The 16,892-nt window shown below is 52.8% G+C and carries 14 protein-coding genes; 4 read left to right on the top strand and 10 right to left on the bottom strand.

The genetic code is table 11. The annotated features are described in order from the left end of the window. Nucleotides 1-44: 44 nt before the first annotated feature. Genes CHU32_RS12760 through yiaK form a run of 4 tightly spaced genes read right to left on the bottom strand, consistent with a single transcriptional unit; the run spans nucleotide 45 to nucleotide 3,870 of the window. Nucleotides 45-1,364, bottom strand: coding sequence for an MFS transporter (locus CHU32_RS12760; protein WP_103750859.1), 1,320 nt, complete (start codon nucleotides 1,362-1,364; stop codon nucleotides 45-47). Nucleotides 1,365-1,419: 55 nt separating this feature from the next. Then, nucleotides 1,420-2,352: a DUF4862 family protein gene (locus CHU32_RS12755; RefSeq protein WP_103675898.1), complete on the bottom strand. Its 933-nt coding sequence runs from the start codon at nucleotides 2,350-2,352 to the stop codon at nucleotides 1,420-1,422. Between the two features lie 44 nt (nucleotides 2,353-2,396). Continuing rightward, a complete protein-coding gene (locus CHU32_RS12750; protein WP_103675897.1) occupies nucleotides 2,397-2,861 on the bottom strand; it encodes a YhcH/YjgK/YiaL family protein in 465 nt (154 codons plus the stop codon). Then, complete coding sequence (gene yiaK, locus CHU32_RS12745; RefSeq protein ID WP_103675896.1) at nucleotides 2,842-3,870, bottom strand: 3-dehydro-L-gulonate 2-dehydrogenase; 1,029 nt, start codon at nucleotides 3,868-3,870, stop codon at nucleotides 2,842-2,844. Before yiaK ends, CHU32_RS12750 begins: the two co-directional genes overlap by 20 nt. Nucleotides 3,871-4,098: 228 nt before the next feature. Here yiaK and yiaJ point away from each other — a divergent pair, with 228 nt between their 5' ends. Both yiaJ and CHU32_RS12735 read left to right on the top strand, forming a co-directional pair. Next, on the top strand, nucleotides 4,099-4,914 hold the full coding sequence (gene yiaJ, locus CHU32_RS12740) for an IclR family transcriptional regulator YiaJ (RefSeq protein WP_103675895.1): 816 nt from the start codon (nucleotides 4,099-4,101) through the stop codon (nucleotides 4,912-4,914). A gap of 116 nt (nucleotides 4,915-5,030) precedes the next feature. Next, the gene (locus CHU32_RS12735) at nucleotides 5,031-5,585 is read left to right on the top strand and encodes a 4Fe-4S dicluster domain-containing protein (protein WP_103675894.1); all 555 of its coding nucleotides are present in this window, start codon (nucleotides 5,031-5,033) and stop codon (nucleotides 5,583-5,585) included. On the opposite strand, the gene avtA is transcribed toward CHU32_RS12735, so the two are convergent. After that, nucleotides 5,504-6,754, bottom strand: coding sequence for a valine--pyruvate transaminase (avtA, locus tag CHU32_RS12730; protein WP_103675893.1), 1,251 nt, complete (start codon nucleotides 6,752-6,754; stop codon nucleotides 5,504-5,506). The genes CHU32_RS12735 and avtA overlap by 82 nt on opposite strands. Before the next feature lie 166 nt (nucleotides 6,755-6,920). Then, entirely contained in the window at nucleotides 6,921-8,954 is a 2,034-nt protein-coding gene (locus tag CHU32_RS12725; protein ID WP_103675892.1) for an alpha-amylase, read from the bottom strand. Between the two features lie 316 nt (nucleotides 8,955-9,270). On the opposite strand from CHU32_RS12725, the gene CHU32_RS12720 reads away from it, so the two are divergent. Beyond that, nucleotides 9,271-10,092, top strand: coding sequence for a protein bax (locus tag CHU32_RS12720; RefSeq protein WP_103675891.1), 822 nt, complete (start codon nucleotides 9,271-9,273; stop codon nucleotides 10,090-10,092). Between the two features lie 51 nt (nucleotides 10,093-10,143). On the opposite strand, the gene xylR is transcribed toward CHU32_RS12720, so the two are convergent. The 4 genes from xylR to xylF all read right to left on the bottom strand — a co-directional run bounded on the left by xylR (nucleotide 10,144) and on the right by xylF (nucleotide 15,178). Next, nucleotides 10,144-11,322: a D-xylose utilization transcriptional activator XylR gene (gene xylR / locus CHU32_RS12715; RefSeq protein ID WP_103675890.1), complete on the bottom strand. Its 1,179-nt coding sequence runs from the start codon at nucleotides 11,320-11,322 to the stop codon at nucleotides 10,144-10,146. An 84-nt stretch (nucleotides 11,323-11,406) separates the two neighbouring features. Beyond that, entirely contained in the window at nucleotides 11,407-12,588 is a 1,182-nt protein-coding gene (gene xylH, locus CHU32_RS12710; RefSeq protein WP_103675889.1) for a xylose ABC transporter permease XylH, read from the bottom strand. After that, on the bottom strand, nucleotides 12,566-14,107 hold the full coding sequence (locus CHU32_RS12705; protein WP_103675888.1) for a xylose ABC transporter ATP-binding protein: 1,542 nt from the start codon (nucleotides 14,105-14,107) through the stop codon (nucleotides 12,566-12,568). Before CHU32_RS12705 ends, xylH begins: the two co-directional genes overlap by 23 nt. A gap of 78 nt (nucleotides 14,108-14,185) precedes the next feature. Beyond that, entirely contained in the window at nucleotides 14,186-15,178 is a 993-nt protein-coding gene (xylF, locus tag CHU32_RS12700) for a D-xylose ABC transporter substrate-binding protein (protein WP_103675887.1), read from the bottom strand. Between the two features lie 374 nt (nucleotides 15,179-15,552). Here xylF and xylA point away from each other — a divergent pair, with 374 nt between their 5' ends. Beyond that, nucleotides 15,553-16,875, top strand: a complete 1,323-nt coding sequence (gene xylA, locus CHU32_RS12695; RefSeq protein ID WP_103675886.1) for a xylose isomerase — start codon at nucleotides 15,553-15,555, stop codon at nucleotides 16,873-16,875. Nucleotides 16,876-16,892 lie beyond the last annotated feature (17 nt).

Genomic DNA, 16,892 nt, shown 5'->3' with positions numbered 1-16,892 from the left:
TTCCCCGGTGGCGCTCCGCTTACCGGGGCTACAGATTGTTGCCGTCATGCTTCGCGTTTACGCGGGTTTATCGGACGGGGATTTTCGGCCCTGGCGTCGCATTTCGCGGGCAGCAGCAGCGCCATCAGGGCCGCCAGCGCCAGAGAGATGGCAAGGCAGTACACGCCCGCATCTTTGCTGTACAGCGTGATTAGCACGCCGACCGCATAAGGTCCGCAGAAGCCGCCGAGATTACCGAGTGCGTTAATCACGCCGCGTGCGCCACCGGCCATTTCCGCGCTAAAAAGCCGCGCCGGAATAGTCCAGAACACGCCTGCGGCGGATTGCAGAAAGAAGCCGCAGCCGACCAGTGCCGCGTAAGAAAGCCAGATATGCGCTTTCAACGTGACGGACAGGAACATGCACAACGCAAAACCAATCAGCGGCAGGGAAACGAACAGTTTGCGTTTGCCGGTGCGATCGGAGAGGGAGGAAAAGAGGAACATACCGGCAATCGCGCCGACGTAGGGCAGCACGGCCAGCATTCCCACCTGGCCAATGCTGGTGTGCGTCAGCTCTTTCAGGATGGTGGGAAGCCACAAGGTGTAACCGTAAATGCCGGTCTGATAAAAGAAATTCAGCGCAATCAACTGCCACATAGTTTTGTCGGACAGCACCGCGCTAAGCGAGGCGTTTTTAACTTCTTTGCCGACAATGGCCTGCTGTTCTGCGGCCAGCGTTTCTACCAGATAGTTTTTCTCGGCCTCGGAAATCCAGCGTGCTTCCTGCGGACGGTCATAAACGGTGTATGCCCACAGCACCAGAACCACCACAGAGAGCAGACCTTCGATGATGAACAGCCAGCGCCAGTCCAGCACGGTGATGATCCACCCGGAGAGCGGGGCGGTAATGATCCCGGCGATGGGAACGAACATAATCACAATGGCATTTGCGCGCCCGCGTTCGGCATCCGGGAACCAGTTGCTGATCATGGTGAGCACCACGGGCAGCATCCCGCCTTCAGCAACCCCGAGCAGGAAACGCAGCACCAGTAGCTGATACTGATTGGTGATAAGCCCCGTCAGCACGGAGATAACGGCCCAGGCGACCAGCGACCAGCCGATAAATTTCTTGCCGCTACCGTGAACGGCGATTTTACCGCCCGGCACCTGTAGGAACAGATAGCCAATAAAGAAGATGCCGCCCGCCAGACCGGCCATGGTCGCGGAAATGCCCAGTTCTTCATCCATCCCGCCGGGCATGGCGAAGGCGATATTAACCCGGTCCATATACGAAATAATACAGGCGATAAGAATCGGTGGAATTATTCTGAGCCAGCGTTGATGCGGAATACCCGCGTGTGTAGAGCCAGATAAAGTATTCATGATGGTTGTCTCATAAAAAAGTATTTGTTCTGGTGTAATGGCGCACTATTAATTGTTATTTTGTTGCTGAGTTCATTGCATCTATGCCATTGCGTAAAATCGCAACGCGATGCCCGACATCAGCATTAGCATTTATTTCAAGCAGTTTGATACCGGCAAAGTGCAGAGTTGCTGCGTCGGCCGCATTAAATAATTCACGCGTGCGATCCGCCGTCAGTAAACTTTCTTCGCAGAAAGGCGCGAAGGGGGCATGTAAATCCTGCCACTCGCCGTAATCGCCTGTCTGTGTGGTCCCGGAGAACATCAGCGCGCCCAGTTTCCCGGCCTGTGTTACCTGCTGCGTATGCGTCAGCGGCAGCGTTACATTGCGGCCTTCAATTGCCGAACGCGCCCAGTTAATGCACACGCTGATATCGTAGCCACTGAGGACATCCAGTACATTTTCCAGCGGCAGGAATCCCTTGCGCGGCGCGGTCTGCGTCATGGCATCGCAATGTTCCAGCACCAGACGGCATGACCAGTCCCAACTGGCGATCTCTTTTATTGAGCGCGCAAACGCGTCAGTGGCCTGAGCGACATCCGCATTACCCGCCAGCGGTGCCGCCTGGATTTCCAGGGCGATCACTTTGCCGCTGTGTCGGGCGTTAACGGCGGCAATTTTCTGTTGCAGGTGACGGTAGTAATCCACGCAGGACCGGCGCTGGGTTTCATCACTGGAGGCGAGGCCGAACCCGCCGTTGATCCCGCGACGGCGCATGGTTTCCATAATGGCGGTGACCACGATCTGCCATTCGCCGGGCGTATGCTTCCACAGCCACTCATCGCCATAAGGATGCAGGTTTTCTAGGCACGGCTGTTCCAGCCCACGAATACCGGCAGTGTCGGCAAGTTGTCGCCAGAAGGCGCTCTCTTCCTCTTCACTTTTCTGGTGAAACGACGGCGCGCAGGGATACGCGCCGATAATATAACCGGCGTTATAATTTTTCATATTATGCTCCTGATATTTATCGGGTTGGATAAATATGCAAGTAATTAAAGCGCCGCAAGGGCGACTTTGACGACAATTTTACGAATAGCGGTTTCCGTTGTTTTATTACAGGCAGGACGATGGACATCCTGCGGGAAAAATATGGCATAACTGCCCGGCACCATTTCAATAAAAGATTCGTTTTCGCTGTGCTGATAAAAAATAATATCGCGCTGTTCGAGCAGTGATTCGCTTATTTCATTGTGGCCGGTGTCAATGGCAATGCCGATTTTCTCTTCGCCCCAGGCAAGAAACTGAATGTCGAGGTAGCGGCGATGCACTTCCGGCTTATTTTCCGGCACCGCGCGGGTGGTTAAGTCGATAATCTGAGCAAAAATATTTTTGCCGTCGATCTCTTTCACGCCGGGCTCAAGCTGACGAAAATCCGTGGTGCGTAAAAAATCCAGCGCCTTTTCAATGGCGGATGGCAGGCGGCAGGGATTGGGCTGGTTAATGTGTCCGAAGATCATCTTCCGTCTCCTGTAGCGCCTGAATTTTCGCCCATACGCTGTCATCAATGGTGATGCCGTTGCGACGGTTTTCCTCCAGCAGGCGGGTAAACTCGTGTCCTGGCAGGCGAATAGCCACTTCTTCATCAGAACGGTCGGCGGTGGTAATGAAATCCATAATCCGCTGAAGTTTGGCATCGCGGGTGGCACCGTCGATAAGCTTATCGACCTCGATTGCGATGAAAATTTGCGAGACGCCATATTCGTCGCTATTGTCCTGGGTCACTTCAGCCACCGATGCGCCGTCAGACAGCAGGGTGGCGATCATGTCCAGCACAATAGAAAGCCCGGACCCTTTCCAGTAGCCCATCGGCAGGATGCGGCGGTTTTTCTCAATCACTCCCGGCTCTTTGGTCAGCTCGCCGTCATCGTCAAAGCCACCGTCCACCGGCAGCGTGCGGCCTGCGAGGCGGTTCACCTCCAGCATGCCGTAGGAGAACATCGACATCGACATATCTACCATGGTGATGGGATTTGATGGAATGGCGACAATCAGCGGGTTAGTCCCAATACGGCACTCTTTTGCGCCCCATGGCGGCATTACGGCGATAGAGTTGGTCCAGCAGATGCCGATATAGCCTTTTTCCGCCGCCTGCCAGCCGTAGCTGCCACCGCGCATCCAGTGGTTCGCATTGCGCAACGCGACCAGGCCAATACCGTGATCCGAGGCCAGTTCGGTAGCCCGGTCCATCATTTTCTTCGCGGTTAAATTGCCAATTGACCGCTGCGCATCCCATTGCTCAATCGCGCCCAGGCTGATAATGCGTTTTGCGACCGCGTCAGGAATGATGTCGCCAGCGTCCAGTTGCTGAATAAAACGCGGAAAACGGTTCACGCCGTGAGAATACACGCCGGATTCGGTAGTGCGGGCAAACATCTCAGCGCAGGCATCGGCCGTGTCGCTGGCGACCCCGCGTGAAAGCAGCACCTGGTTAAATGCCGCTTTCAACTGTTCAAACGTGACTTTCATGGCTCTTTTTCTCCCGCTTTTGCGTAATCTGTTGAGTGCTTTTTTAGCTTTAAATTTCACTATGCGAAATCTGATTTCAAATATAACGATCAATATTTAACAGATCAACCGGGTAGCCTGTTTTTTAAAATGTTAAAAAACAACAGGTTGTATTTTTTCAGTTCAGATCGTGAACTAAACCACACTTTGCGCTACCATCAGGGCGCGATAAAAAGGAGCGAGAAAGCAATGAGTACGAAAGAGAGCGATGTCATGCAGGACAAAGAAAGGCCCGCCGGAAGCCAGAGCCTGTTTCGCGGCTTAATGCTGATTGAGATCCTCAGTAACTATCCGAACGGGTGTCCACTGGCCCATCTTTCTGAACTGGCCGGGCTGAATAAAAGTACCGTTCACCGCCTGCTGCAAGGGTTGCAGTCCTGCGGCTATGTGACACCCGCGCCTGCGGCGGGCAGCTATCGTCTGACCACCAAATTTATTGCGGTGGGGCAGAAGGCGCTGACGTCGCTGAATATTATTCATGTTGCCGCGCCGCATCTTGAGGCGCTAAATCTGGCGACCGGAGAGACCATTAACTTCTCCAGCCGCGAAGACGATCACGCGATTTTGATTTACAAGCTGGAGCCGACGACCGGCATGCTGCGCACCCGCGCGTATATCGGTCAGCATATGCCGCTCTACTGCTCGGCGATGGGAAAGATTTACATGGCGTTCGGCCATCCCGATTATGTGGAAACCTACTGGCAGAGCCATCAGGATACGATCCAGCCGCTTACCCGTAATACCATCACCGGCCTGCCGGCGATGTATGATGAGCTGGCGCAAATCCGTGAGAGCAGCATGGCGATGGATCGGGAAGAGAATGAGCTGGGCGTGTCGTGCATTGCCGTGCCGGTGTTTGATATCCACCGCCGCGTACCGTATGCCATTTCGATTTCGCTGTCGACTTCGCGCCTCAAGCAGATAGGCGAGAAGAATTTGCTTACCCCGCTGCGAGAGACGGCGCTGGCTATTTCAAATGAACTGGGTTTCAGCGTGCGTGATTAAAGCACAATGCCAGAGTTTTTCTGGCATCTGACCAATCTGCCTGCTTTCCCGCGCGGGATCAAAGCATTGAAGCCACCTTCTCTGGCACTCTGCTTTTTTTTCTGCCGGAGAAGGGCATGAACCGATTTATTCGCGCCGATGCGACCAGGTGTATCGGCTGCCGCACCTGTGAAGTGGCCTGCGTAGTGTCGCATCAGGAACAGCAGGATTGTGCCGCGTTAAGCGCAACAGCATTCGCACCGCGCATCCGCGTGATTAAAGCCGACACGTTTTCTACGGCGCTCACCTGTCGCCATTGCGAAGATGCCCCTTGCGCCAGAGTGTGCCCCACCCATGCAATACGCCGCGGCAGCGGGGCCATTCTGGTCGAGCAAAGCCGCTGTATTGGCTGTAAGAGTTGCATGGTGGCCTGTCCATTTGGCGCAATGCAGGTGGTGAAGTCAGCACAAGGCGCTGAGGCGCTGAAATGCGATCTGTGCCAGCATCGCGACGGTGGGCCAGCCTGTGTTGACGCCTGCCCGACGCAGGCGCTTGAATGTCTCGATCCGGAAAAATTGCAACGCGCGCGCCTGCATACGCCGCGCGGTATTTACCCTTCCAGCCAGGCGCGCTCGATCTCGTCGGCAAGGATTTTTACCCCGGCTTCGATTTTTTCCGGGTCAGGGACGTAGTTCATCCGCATACACTGGTGGGTGTGCGGCCAGGGTTTGTCGAGACCGGGGAAGAAATAGTCGCCGGGCACCATCAGTACGCCACGCTTTTTCAGCCGCTGGTACAGTAGTTCCGTGGAGATGGGCAGATCTTTAAACCACAGCCAGAGGAAAATCGCCCCTTCCGGCTTGTGGATGAGGCAGCGCTCCTCCGGCAGATAGCGGCGGATAATCGCAACCGTTTCCTGCACGCGCTGATAATAAAACGGTTTGATGACCGTTTCTGACAGGCGCAGTAAATCGTTGCGCCTGATCATCTCGCTCATCATGGCCGGTCCCATACCGCCGGGTGCCAGGCTGATGATGCCGTTCATGTTGGTAATGGCGGAAATGATTTTTTCATTTGCGATGATGATCCCGCAACGGCTGCCCGGCAGGCCGAGTTTGGAGAGGCTCATGCACAGGACGATGTTCGGGTTCCACAGCGGACGCGCATCGCTGAAAATAATGCCGGGGAAGGGAACGCCGTAGGCATTGTCAATCACCAGCGGGATGCCGTGCTGGTTTGCCAGCACATCCAGCTTCATTAGTTCATCATCGGTAATGACGTTGCCGGTCGGATTGGTCGGTCGCGAGACGCAGATCATTCCGGTGTCTTCGCCTACATGCAGATGTTCGAAATCAACGTGATATTTAAACTGGCCTTCTGGCAGCAGTTCGATATTGGGGCGCGCGGAGACGAACAGATCTTCTTCCAGACCCGCGTCGGCGTAGCCGATATACTCCGGTGCCAGCGGAAAAAGCACTTTGCGCGTGGTACCGTCGGCGCGTCGTCCGGCAAACAGGTTAAATAAGTAGAAAAACGCGCTCTGACTGCCGTTTGTTAGCGCAATATTCTGCGGTTCAATATCCCAACCCAGCGTTTCCCGCAGCATATCTGCCAGCAGTTTCAGCAATTCGCTTTTACCCTGTGGTCCATCGTAATTGCACAGCGCATCCGTAGCGTTGCCGTTTGCCAGCATGTCGGCAAGTAGCTGATGAAAGTAATCTGTCATCGCCGGGATCTGTGCCGGATTGCCGCCGCCCAGCATGATAGCGCCTGGCGTGCGTAAACCGTCGTTGAGGTCCTCCATCAGACGGGTAATGCCTGAGTGGCGGGTAAATTTGTCGCCGAAAAGGGAAAATGTCATAACGTAAATCTGTCGGGCCTGTGGGAAAGAAGGTAACGATAACGCGCCCGGTGACGCGGTGCAAATCGGGGAAAAAAAAGTCGGGCGGTGTTTTTAACGCAAATTTACTGAGCAGATAGTTTTTTATGCTGACGCGGAAGGGCGAGCCTTCCGCGCCATGAAATGTTTACTTCTCCTTACCTGCCCAGACGATCATTACGGTATCGTTGCCTTTCTGGCGGATAAATCCGTATCCCTGGGCCAGCGTTAGCGTGGTGTGTTTCCCTTCGCCAATCGCCGGATGACGGGCGCGGAACTGTCCCAGTTTTTGCCAGTGCGCCACCGTTTGTGAGGCGTTTGCGGCGATATCCTGCCAGTTCATCTGCGAGCGCGTGCCCTGCAGCGGATCGGAGCCGGTGGGACCAAAAGGCCGCGCGGATTCATCGCCATAGAAAATTTGTACCGCACCCGGGGCCAGTAATAGCAGTTCTGCAGCCCGACTACCGCCCTCACGGAACAGACGAGTATCGTGGGAAGAAAGGTAGCTAAGCACATTAAAATCTTGAAGTTTGTCGGCCATTTGCTGCCAGATGGGATCGATATTCGCCAGACAATCAACTGCGCCTGCGGCTTGCTCCTGATAATCAAAGTTGATCATTGCATCAAATCCGTGGCGGTAATACTCGCTCTGCATTACGCCATGACCCCAGGATTCACCCGTCATCCAGAATGGAGCATCATCCAGCGCTTTGTCTGGATTTGCTGCTTTCCATGCCGTGAGCGCAACGCTTGCCTGATTTTTAAGCTGTTGCCAGCCCGCCATTTCAACATGCTTTGCGGTATCGACCCGGAAGCCGTCGATACCGTAATCACGTACCCACTGGCTTAACCAGTGGGTGAGATAATCACGCGGCGTATAGTCCGCAATGGCTTTCGCGTGCGTGTCGGGCTTGTGCTGATAAAACACCGGCAAACCGGACGGGGTAGTGGATTCGGTTTTTAAATCGGGCAGAAAAGCCAACGACATGGTCAGATCGTCAAAACCAGGATTGTCATAATCGCCGATGTCGGTGCGGACCCAGTTCTTGCCCCACCATTTATCCCACGCCGTCTTGTCGCTGAAATTAATATAGTCATTGAAACTATGCCAGCTTTGTCCGGCGGCGGGTTTCCAGTCGGTCCAGCGCTCGCCCAGCGTTTTCTTCAGCTCGTCGCCTTTAAGATAAAGTGCACCAAACTGGTACTCCTGCATGTCCGCGAGCGTCGCATAGCCAGTATGGTTCATCACCACATCAAACAGAACACGAATGCCGCGCTTATGCGCTTCATCTACCAACTGGTGCAGATCCGACTCATTCCCCATGTTGGCATCCAGCCGGGTCCAGTCCTGAGTGTAATAACCATGGTAGGCATAATGGGGGAAATCGCCTTTTGTACCGCCGCCCACCCAGCCGTGGATCTGCTCAAGCGGAGAACTTATCCACAGCGCGTTAACGCCGAGCTGCTGCAGATAGTCCAGCTTGTTGGTCAATCCTTTCAGGTCGCCACCGTGGAAAGTACCGATTTCTTCCATGCCGTCTTTATGCCGGCCATAACTGTTATCGTTGGTCGGATCACCGTTGACGAAGCGGTCGGTTAGCACGAAATAGACAGTGGCGTTATGCCATGTAAACGCTGCCGGCGCATCGGTTTCAGCGCGTTCAAGCAGTAGCAGACCATGGCTTTCAGCCGCGGGTAAAAAGGTAATTTTACCCTCCCGTACGGTCGCTGTTTGCTGGCTATAAAAATCGCGCACGACACTGCCTTCCGGAAAAGTCTGGCTGACATCCAGAGTCAAAGGTTTACTATCCCACTCTGGACACTGGCGGATAACGGCGGCGCGATTTTCCTGCGTGGCATTGTGTATGCGGATGGTCAGAGTCGGCGTACCGGAGCGGGTATCGATTTCAAGCTGATAGTCGCCGTCGCGGAACAGACGCCACTGCGGCGCATCGCCGCTACAGGGTTTAAGCGACAGCATCTGGTTGAGTTTAATCGCCCCGGCGGGTTGCCAGCACTGTTGGTCAAAATTTAACGTCAAAGGGCGCGTACCCTTCTTGAGTGCAGCCTGGCTGACAAATTTTCCCGTGCTTGCTGGGGCAAACGTCCGGAATCCGGGGGCATTCCAGGCGGCAGATGCCATGCCGGGAAGCAGCAGCGCTATCAGTGCGGCGAATTTCATGGCGATGTCCTGTCACGGTAATTTTGTCTATTTTGCACGCAAAGTTGTGCTACGTGCTCCTCCTCAACGTCAACCTGACGGGGAGGATGGCATGGGGTGAGTGAGCCAGCGCAAAAAAACGGCAAAAAGTGAGAGGTTGGTAACACTTATGACGCGTAAACGAGCGATGTTTACACTTTACACGTGACATTATTTCGGATTTTCTCTATTCCTTTACGTGCTCATAAAGGATATTTTTGGTAAGGTTCGGGGTTCAGTGCTTGTTTTCTTCACATAACTAAGGCGTTTGGATGCTTAAATCCGACCAGGAGACTTAATGATATCGACTCCCCTTCGACGATATGGGGCCATGATACTCATGTTACTCACCTATGCTTTTTCAGGTGGGACGTTTGCAAAAACGCACACAACAGCGAGTGATATAGCCCGCATAACAGCGACAAGTAATAAAAAGGTTAGCAGTAAACAAGAGTATTCTCGCAATAGTGATTTAAGCAGTGCACTCCCTGACTTGCGAAAATACCCTTCCGGAACACCAAGGAAAAAAGCGTTTCTCCGGACGGTCATGCCTTATATTACCAGTCAGAATGCAGCAATTACGGCGGACCGTAACTGGCTGATCTCAAAGCAGTACACCAGTCAATGGTCGCCTGCGGAACGTTCACGCCTGAAGGATATTACAAAGCGCTATAAAATTAGCTGGTCCGGCAATACGCGCCGTGTTCCGTGGAACAAGCTACTGGAGCGTGTAGATATTATTCCGGATAGCATGATTGCGACCATGGCAGCAGCGGAAAGCGGCTGGGGTACTTCGAAGCTGGCGCGTAATAATAACAATCTCTTCGGCATGAAATGCGCGAAAGGACGTTGTAATAACGCACCCGGCAAAGTAAAAGGCTATTCGCAGTTTGGGTCGGTGAAGGAATCGGTTAATGCGTATGTCGTTAATCTGAATACGCATCCGGCCTACGCGTCTTTCCGTAAATCCCGTGCGCAGTTGCGTAAAGCGGATCAGGAAGTGACGGCGACCGCGATGATTCATAAGCTGGAAGGATATTCCACGAAAGGCTCAAGCTATAACAACTTCCTGTTTTCAATGTATCAGGATAATCAGCGGCTGATTGCGGCACATATGTAATTGATGCAATGAATATATCAAAAGCCTTCTGTCCGGAAGGCTTTGTTGTTTTTACATCATCACCTCACTATACCGTTCCCGATAATCCTTTGGCGTCGCGTCGTATTCTTTCTTAAACACCGAATAAAAATATTGCAGCGACGGGTAGCCGCACATCTGCGAGATCTCGTTAATGGACAGCGACGTAGAAATCAACAGGCTACGGGCTTTATCCAGTTTTTCTGCATGGATCACCGCATGAATAGTCTCGCCAACTTCTTCTTTGAAACGTTTTTCAAGGTTTGAGCGGGAGATGCCGACCGAATCCAGAACCTGATCTACCTTGATGCCTTTACAGGCATTATTGCGGATATAGTGCATCGCCTGAATCACCGCCGGATCGTTCAGGGAGCGATAATCGGTGGAACGGCGTTCAATAACGCGGATCGGAGGTACGAGTACACGCTGTAAGGGGAGCTCTTCATTATCCATTAGCCGGTGCAATAGCTTCGCAGCCTGATAGCCCATCTGCCGTGTCCCCTGTGCCACCGATGATAGTGCCACCCGGGAGAGATAGCGGGTTAACTCTTCATTATCAATACCTATCACGGTCAGCTTTTCAGGCACCGGAATATGCAAGTGTTCGCAGGCCTGGAGGATATGCCGCGCCCGGGCGTCAGTCACCGCTATGATACCGGTCTGCGGCGGTAAGGTTTGCAGCCAGTCGGCAAGCCGGTTTTGCGCATGTTGCCAGTTATCCGGTGCGGTCTGCTGGCCCTGATAAACCACACCACGATATCTTTCCTTCGCAACCAGCTGACAAAAGGCATACTCTCGCTCTGCTGCCCAGCGCTTACCGCTGGAAATCGGCAGCCCATAAAATGCAAAGCGATTTACCCCTTTTTCCTTCAGATGCAGAAACGCGCTTTCTACCAGCGCATAGTTATCGGTGGCGATGTAATGCACTGCCGGATAGCGCTCTGGCAGGTGGTAAGAACCGCCGACACCGACGATAGGGACCCCAACGTCTGCCAGCAACTGCTCGATTTCTGGATCGTCATAATCGGCGATGACGCCGTCACCCAGCCATTCTTTGATATTTTCAATACGAGCACGGAAGTCTTCTTCAATAAAAATGTCCCATTCTGATTGCGATGCCTGTAAATATTCCCCTACGCCCTCAACCACCTGGCGGTCGTAGGCTTTATTAGCATTGAATAGCAGCGTAATGCGGTGACGTTTTTCAAACATAATGCCTCTTTCCTGTTAATCATCGCATAGTGAAAAGCACGGCCGGCATTCTTGCCGGTCGTGCTGTCGTACTCGTAGGACGGATCAGGCGCGACGTTTTGTGGCAGAGTCCATCCAGACTGCCAGTAGCAGAATCGCCCCCTTGACGATATATTGCCAGAAGGTTGGCACGTCCATCATACTCATTCCGTTATCCAGCGACGCCATAATAAACGCCCCCATTACCGCACCAGCAACACTCCCAATCCCCCCTGCCAGGCTGGTTCCCCCGATAACGCAGGCGGCAATTGCATCCAGCTCGGCAATATTTCCGGCGGAAGGTGACCCTGCACCTAAACGTGAACTGAGGATCAGCCCGGCGACGGCGACCATCAGGCCGTTAATGGCGAAGACGGCGAGCTTTGTTCGTTCTACATTGATCCCGGAAAGCCGTGCCGCCTCGAGGTTACCGCCAATAGCATAAATACGACGTCCAAAGGCGGTTCGCGTCGCCATAAACATGCCTGCCAGTAACAGAAATGCCAGCAGCAACACGGGCATCGGTACGCCACGATAATCATTGAGTAGCCAGATTGCGCCCAGAATAATCACCGCAGTGATTGCCTGTTTACCGACAACGCCGCTGGACGACGAGGTGCTCAGTCCGAGCGACTGACGGCGCATGCGACCGCGCCACTGCCAGGCCACGAATGCCATTAGTCCGAGTACGCCAATCGTAAAGCCAATACCGCCGGGCAGGTAACTCTGGCCGATTTGCGACATTGACGCGCTGGTCGGCGATACGGTTGTACCGTTAGTGATGCCAATTAAGATGCCACGAAACGCCAGCATTCCGGCGAGGGTGACAATAAACGATGGCACTTTGCGATACGCCACCCACCAGCCGTTCCAGGTGCCGAGTAGCAGGCCGAGTGCCAGCGTTACAGCAATGGTCAGCGGTAGCGGCCAGCCGAGCCAGACGTCAAAAATGGCTGCGGCACCGCCCAGTAATCCCATCATTGAACCGACAGAAAGATCGATTTCTGCTGAAATGATGACAAAGACCATCCCTACGGCCAGAATGCCGGTGATCGCCGTTTGACGTAGCAGGTTTGAGATATTTCGCGCGCTCAGATAAGCACCTTCGGTGGTCCAGGTGAAAAACAGCATGATGACCACAATAGCGGCGATCATCACAAAAACCTGCAGGTTCAGGGATTTCAGCCCCGAAAAGGGGCCGGGTGTCGGAACGGCGAGTTTCATTTCAGACGGGTTGCTTTTCGACATGATGTTCACTCCTCAATGCGGCTTCCATCACCTGTTCCTGCGTCAGGTTATGATTAACTAAATTGGCTTTCAGCTTTCCTTCATGCATCACCAGTACCCGATCGCTCAGGCCCAGCACTTCCGGAAGTTCTGATGAAATAACGATTACGGCGATCCCCTGTTGCACGAGCTGATTAATCAACTTGTAAATCTCGTATTTCGCGCCGATATCAATGCCACGCGTTGGCTCGTCAAGGATCAGAATACGGGGATTAAGCAGCAGGCAGCGGGCCAGAATCGCCTTTTGTTGGTTGCCACCACTCAGGCGACCAATGGCCAGGTCCGCAGAAGAGGTTTTGACTTTAAGCCGCTGGATGGACTGTAAAATACAATGCTGCTCTGCCGCATCATTGAGTGCACTGGCGGGTCCTGCAAACTGGTCCAGCGCGGCGAGGGTAATATTTTTTCCTACCGCCATCACCGGCACGATGCCGTCTTTTTTCCGGTCTTCAGGAACCATTGCAATACCCTGGGCGATGGCCTGCTGGCAGTTATGGATGTGTACCGGCTGACCATCAATGAAGACCTGACCTTCCCAGCGCCCTCGCCAGACGCCAAACAGGCACTGCACTGCTTCCGTGCGGCCTGCGCCTACCAGACCGGCGATGCCCAGAATTTCACCGCGCTTGAGGGAGAAGGAAATATCGTTAACCCGCTTGATATGGCGGTTCACTGGATGCCAGGCGGTCAGGTGCTCGACGCGCAGAATTTCGTCGCCGGTGCGGTGTGGTTCATTGGGGTAAAGCGCGGTGAGTTCACGGCCAACCATCATGGTAATGATGTCATCTTCACTCATTCCGGCTGCGTCGCGGGTGCCAATGTGCTGACCGTCACGGATCACACAAATGGTGTCTGAAATGGCTTTCACTTCGTTGAGCTTATGAGAAATATAAATGCAGGCGATATCGTGATGTTGCAGATCGCGAATAATATTCAGCAATACTGCCGTTTCCTGTTCCGTCAGCGAGGCCGTAGGCTCGTCAAGAATCAGCAAACGTACCTGTTTATTCAGCGCCTTAGCTATTTCTACCAGTTGCTGTTGGCCTAGTCCTAAATCGCCTGTACGAGTGTCCGGTGAAATAGACAAATTGACCTGGGCAAGCAATTTTTCGCAGCGCAGAGTCATACTGTCGTAATCCATGACGCCGTAACGGGTCATTTCTGCGCCAAGAAAAATATTCTCCAGTACGGTCAGGTCTTTCACTAACGCGAGTTCCTGATGAATAATAGCGATTCCCCGGCGCTCCGTATCTCTGATATGGCTGGCCTGCAGGGTTTCTCCGGCGAAAATAATCTCACCGTCATAGCTGCCGTAGGGGTAAATACCACACAATACTTTCATTAATGTGGACTTCCCTGAGCCATTTTCACCACATAGCGACACGACTTCGCCTGAGTTAACTCTTAGGCTTACATTATCCACGGCCTTCACGGCACCGAAGGCTTTGGTAATGTTCTTCATCTCCAGTAAATAAGGCATAACTGCTCCGCGTAGCCAATGAAATAGCAAGGTCTGGCAAAACGAGAACCAGTGCCCTCACTAAGAGGGCATCAGGCGTTACAGATCGCTCTTTTTGTGGAAACCATCTTTAATGACGGTGTCATCGATGTTGCTCTTATTGACTTCGATCGGCGTTAATAACCGTGCCGGCACATCTTTTAACCCGTTGTTGAGAGAAGAATCTGCTTTCGGCTGCTGACCGTTGCCCAGTTCGACGGCGATTTCTGCTGCGGTGTTAGCCAAAAGCGTAATCGGCTTATAAACGGTCATGGTCTGAGTGCCTGCGATAATGCGCTTGATCCCGGCGAGATCGGCATCCTGGCCTGAGATAGCGACTTTCCCTGCCAGCCCCTGAGCATCCAGAGCCTGAATGGCACCACCAGCGGTGGCATCGTTAGAGGCGACCACGGCATCGATTTTGTTATTATTGGCGGTTAAGGCGTTTTCCATAATTTTCAGCGCATTTTCCGGCAGCCAGCCATCAACCCACTGATCGCCCACCACTTTAATTTTGCCCTGATCAATGTAGGGCTTTAATACTTTCATCTGCCCGGCACGAAACAGTTTTGCATTATTATCTACCGGTGAACCGCCCATCAGGAAGTAATTGCCCTGAGGCGTTTTATTTACCAGGCTCTGAGCCTGCATTTCACCGACTTTTTCGTTATCAAAGGAGATGTAAAAATCGATATCCGCATTGTTAATCATGCGGTCATAGGCCAGAACTTTAATACCTTCCTGCTTTGCTTCTTTTACAACGTTACTTAGCACCTGGCCGTTGTAAGGAATAATGACTAACACGTCGACACCGCGATTGATCATATTTTCAATCTGTGACATCTGTGTTTCTTCGTTGCCGTTTGCGGATTGCACGAATACTTTTGCGCCTAACGATTCTGCTTTTTTAACAAAAATATCGCGATCTTTTTGCCAGCGTTCCAGGCGGAGGTCGTCAATGGCCATGCCGATTTTGACTTCTTTTGCATGAATAGCGCCGCTTGCCAGCAGTAGTGAAGCGCAGAGAGTGAGACAAATGTTCTTTATTTTCATAATCGTGATGCCTTTTTGTAGGGTTAGGGTGGTGATATCAACGATAAAAGAAAAAATTTCCTGCTTAACACGCTGCAAATTTTTAACAGGTATACCGAAACTGGCAATTACAGATTTTTATCTTTGCATTACGATATTTCGTTTATTTTCTAATTTATGACCGGGATCGGACTTTTATTGACGGATGTCGACCTTTTGCACGGTTTACGGGAAAGCGGCTCGTAAAAAGGCGAGGTGCTTTTTTTGCGAGCCAGCGCACGTTTGTGCATTCTCTCAATAGCAGTGTGAAATAACGTAATTGAGCAAGCTGAAAGGACGCTCCAGTATTACTCCTGAATTGACTACCCGCCGCGTCTCTGAATATGGAGTTCATTATGCAAGCTTATTTTGACCAACTGGATCGCGTTCGTTTCGAAGGCCCTAAATCAAAGAATCCTCTGGCGTTTCGCCACTACAATCCGGATGAACTGGTGCTGGGCAAACGCATGGAAGACCACCTGCGTTTTGCCGCCTGCTACTGGCATACGTTCTGCTGGAATGGCGCGGATATGTTCGGCGTAGGGTCCTTTGATCGTCCCTGGCAGAAGCCGGGCGAGGCGCTGGAGCTGGCAAAACGTAAAGCTGATGTAGCGTTTGAATTCTTCCACAAGCTCAATGTCCCGTACTACTGCTTTCACGATGTAGACGTGTCGCCGGAAGGCGCGTCGTTGAAGGAGTATCTGAGCAATTTCGCCGCTATGGTGGATTACCTTGCTGAGAAACAACAGCAGAGCGGCGTGAAGCTACTGTGGGGAACGGCTAACTGCTTTACCAATCCACGCTATGGCGCAGGCGCAGCGACCAACCCGGACCCGGAGGTCTTTAGCTGGGCGGCCACGCAGGTGGTTACAGCAATGAACGCCACGCATAAGCTGGGCGGCGAAAACTATGTCTTGTGGGGAGGCCGTGAAGGTTATGAAACCCTGCTGAATACCGATCTTCGTCAGGAGCGTGATCAAATTGGCCGCTTTATGCAGATGGTGGTGGAGCATAAACATAAAATCGGCTTCCAGGGCACGCTGCTTATTGAACCGAAACCGCAGGAACCGACCAAGCATCAATACGATTATGACGTAGCGACTGTCTATGGCTTCCTCAAGCAGTTCGGGCTGGAAAAAGAGATTAAAGTGAATATTGAGGCTAACCACGCCACGCTGGCGGGTCACTCTTTCCATCATGAAATTGCATCAGCCATTGCTCTGGGGATCTTCGGTTCTGTCGATGCTAACCGTGGCGATCCGCAGCTTGGCTGGGATACCGACCAGTTCCCAAATAGCGTAGAAGAGAATGCGCTGGTGATGTACGAAATCCTCAAAGCAGGTGGCTTCACCACGGGGGGGCTCAACTTTGACGCCAAAGTACGCCGCCAGAGTACAGACAAATACGACCTCTTCTATGGACATATCGGGGCAATGGACACCATGGCGCTGGCGCTGAAAATCGCGGCGCAAATGATTGAGGATGGCGAGCTGGATAAGCGCGTAGCAAAACGTTACAGCGGCTGGAACGGCGAACTGGGCCAGCAGATCCTGAAAGGGCAGTTAAGCCTTGCCGACATTGCCGCCTATGCTGAGCAGCATAATCTGGCTCCGCAGCATCAAAGCGGTCACCAGGAACTGCTTGAGAATGTGGTTAACGGCTATCTTTTCAATAAATAAGCGATGCGGCCCGGCAG

It is taken from the genome of Superficieibacter electus, assembly GCF_002915575.1.
In the GTDB taxonomy this organism is placed as follows: domain Bacteria; phylum Pseudomonadota; class Gammaproteobacteria; order Enterobacterales; family Enterobacteriaceae; genus Superficieibacter; species Superficieibacter electus.
Note: the sequence above shows the minus strand (reverse complement) of the source record. Positions and strands in the feature narration are given on the sequence as shown.

Excerpts from the sequence above, each read along its gene's own strand:
- CHU32_RS12760 (WP_103750859.1), bottom strand. The coding sequence starts at position 1,364 with ATGAATACTTTATCTGGCTCTACACACGCGGGTATTCCGCATCAACGC.
- CHU32_RS12755 (WP_103675898.1), bottom strand. The coding sequence starts at position 2,352 with ATGAAAAATTATAACGCCGGTTATATTATCGGCGCGTATCCCTGCGCG.
- CHU32_RS12750 (WP_103675897.1), bottom strand. The coding sequence starts at position 2,861 with ATGATCTTCGGACACATTAACCAGCCCAATCCCTGCCGCCTGCCATCC.
- yiaK (WP_103675896.1), bottom strand. The coding sequence starts at position 3,870 with ATGAAAGTCACGTTTGAACAGTTGAAAGCGGCATTTAACCAGGTGCTG.
- yiaJ (WP_103675895.1), top strand. The coding sequence starts at position 4,099 with ATGAGTACGAAAGAGAGCGATGTCATGCAGGACAAAGAAAGGCCCGCC.
- CHU32_RS12735 (WP_103675894.1), top strand. The coding sequence starts at position 5,031 with ATGAACCGATTTATTCGCGCCGATGCGACCAGGTGTATCGGCTGCCGC.
- avtA (WP_103675893.1), bottom strand. The coding sequence starts at position 6,754 with ATGACATTTTCCCTTTTCGGCGACAAATTTACCCGCCACTCAGGCATT.
- CHU32_RS12725 (WP_103675892.1), bottom strand. The coding sequence starts at position 8,954 with ATGAAATTCGCCGCACTGATAGCGCTGCTGCTTCCCGGCATGGCATCT.
- CHU32_RS12720 (WP_103675891.1), top strand. The coding sequence starts at position 9,271 with ATGATATCGACTCCCCTTCGACGATATGGGGCCATGATACTCATGTTA.
- xylR (WP_103675890.1), bottom strand. The coding sequence starts at position 11,322 with ATGTTTGAAAAACGTCACCGCATTACGCTGCTATTCAATGCTAATAAA.
- xylH (WP_103675889.1), bottom strand. The coding sequence starts at position 12,588 with ATGTCGAAAAGCAACCCGTCTGAAATGAAACTCGCCGTTCCGACACCC.
- CHU32_RS12705 (WP_103675888.1), bottom strand. The coding sequence starts at position 14,107 with ATGCCTTATTTACTGGAGATGAAGAACATTACCAAAGCCTTCGGTGCC.
- xylF (WP_103675887.1), bottom strand. The coding sequence starts at position 15,178 with ATGAAAATAAAGAACATTTGTCTCACTCTCTGCGCTTCACTACTGCTG.
- xylA (WP_103675886.1), top strand. The coding sequence starts at position 15,553 with ATGCAAGCTTATTTTGACCAACTGGATCGCGTTCGTTTCGAAGGCCCT.